This is a genomic window from Phytoactinopolyspora endophytica (assembly GCF_004138495.1).
GTDB lineage: Bacteria > Actinomycetota > Actinomycetes > Jiangellales > Jiangellaceae > Phytoactinopolyspora > Phytoactinopolyspora endophytica.
Map to the genome: position 1 here is coordinate 33,018 of NZ_ML142855.1, position 1,933 is coordinate 34,950.

1 protein-coding gene is annotated in these 1,933 nt (G+C 64.4%); it reads left to right on the top strand.

The window, feature by feature from the left end; translation table 11 throughout:
* Nucleotides 1-300: 300 nt before the first annotated feature.
* The coding region (locus tag ELR45_RS14995) for a BCCT family transporter (protein WP_165367790.1) at nt 301-1,933 on the top strand (1,633 nt) is incomplete at its 3' end.

Genomic DNA, 1,933 nt, shown 5'->3' on the forward strand with positions numbered 1-1,933 from the left:
GCTCGAACGGAATGTCAGTCGTCGCGTGACTGACGACCTCAGCGAGACGGCTAACGAGCGGTAGGAGCTGTCACCCGACGTCATCGGCGTGACGCGACGACGATGTCACGCGATGGCATGACAGACGTTCACTGGTGGAACGGCGTATAGCCGCGCGGCCGCTGATAGTGTGTGACAGCCCAGGTTACGGCGGTAACAATCGAACATAATCGACACGCCAGGCGGGTTCTGAGCTTGACGACTCGCACTTCTCCCGTAACGGTGGTACGGCACCTGAGGCGAAGTACGGAAGGTGAAGCCATGAGTTCCCCGTCAGACACGAAGCGGCCAAGCCGCTCACCCGATCTCTCCCAATATCAACCGAAACTCTCCGCCGGCGGAGTCACGCCCGGTGTCTTCTATCCATCGATGATCATCATCGGTCTAGCCGTGATCATCGCCGTGATCTGGCCTGACGACGTAGGCGAGGCCCTGGCCACGGTCCAAGAGAACATTGTCGGCGGCTTCGGCTGGTACTACGTCCTCGTGGTCGCCATCTTCGTGGTGTTCTCGATCTGGATGGGCGTGAGCCGGTTCGGTGACATCAAGCTTGGCAAAGACGAGGACCCGGCCGAGTTCAGCATGGTGGCATGGTTCGCGATGCTGTTCGCCGCCGGTATGGGGATCGGCCTGGTCTTCTGGGGAGCAGCGGAACCGCTGCGTCACTACGACTCGCCGAAGCCCGGGACCGACGGCGGTGGCGCCATCGGCGGTGCCGACGCGGATGTCGGCGACGTCGGCCAAGGTCTGGAGGGCATCGGCTCGGCCGGCGCCGAGCTGGCCGAGCAGTCGATGGCACAGACCTTCCTGCACTGGGGTTTCCACGCTTGGGGTATCTACGTCGTGGTCGGGCTGGCCCTGGCGTATGCGATCCACCGCAAGGGTCGTCCGGTCTCCATTCGGTGGGCGCTGGAGCCGGTGCTCGGTGCCGAACGGGTCAAGGGCTGGATCGGCGACGTCATCGACACGGTCGCGGTGGTCGGCACCGTTTTCGGCGTAGCGACGTCGCTCGGGTTCGGCGTCAATCAGATCGCGGCCGGTCTGGTGTCGATGGGCGTGATCGACGACGCGACCGACGGCGTCGCGATCACCTTGATCGTCATCATCACCGCCATTGCGACAGTGTCGGTGGTCTCCGGTGTCGGCAAGGGCATCAAGTGGCTGTCCAACGCCAACCTCGCGCTGGCCGCGGTCTTCCTCGTCGTCCTGTTGATCGTCGGCCCGTCGCTGTTCTTCCTCCGCGACTTCGTCCAGTCCCTGGGCACATACATGCGGGAAGTACTCCCGATGACGTTCGACACCAGCGCGTATACCGAGGATGACGGCCAGTCCTGGCAGGGGTCGTGGACGACGTTCTACTGGGGCTGGTGGATCTCGTGGGCGCCGTTCGTCGGGGTCTTCATCGCGCGCATCTCCAAGGGTCGCACCATCCGGGAGTTCGTTGCGGGCGTGCTGATCGTGCCGACCACGGTCACCTTCCTGTGGTTCGCCGTGCTGGGTGGCAGTTCCTTGCACCGCCAGCTCTTCGGCGAGGGCGGTCTGGTCGACAGGGTCGACGGGGAAGGCAACGCCATCACCGATGCGACCGAGCGGGTGGTAGCGGAGAACGTGCTCTTCCAGCTCGTCGACGACCTGCCGATGGGCGGCATCTTGACCGTCGTCGTGGTGATCCTGGTGGCGGTCTTCTTCATCACCTCGTCGGACTCCGGTTCCTTGGTGGTGGACATGCTCGCCTCGGGCGGCAACCCGAATCCGCCGATGTGGAGCCGGGTGCTGTTCTGTGCGCTCGAAGGGGCGGTCGCCGCGGCGCTTCTGCTGGCCGGAGGGCTCGGTGCTCTGCAAACCGGGGCGGTGATCATGGCGTTGCCGTTCAGCGTGATCATGCTCGCCATGT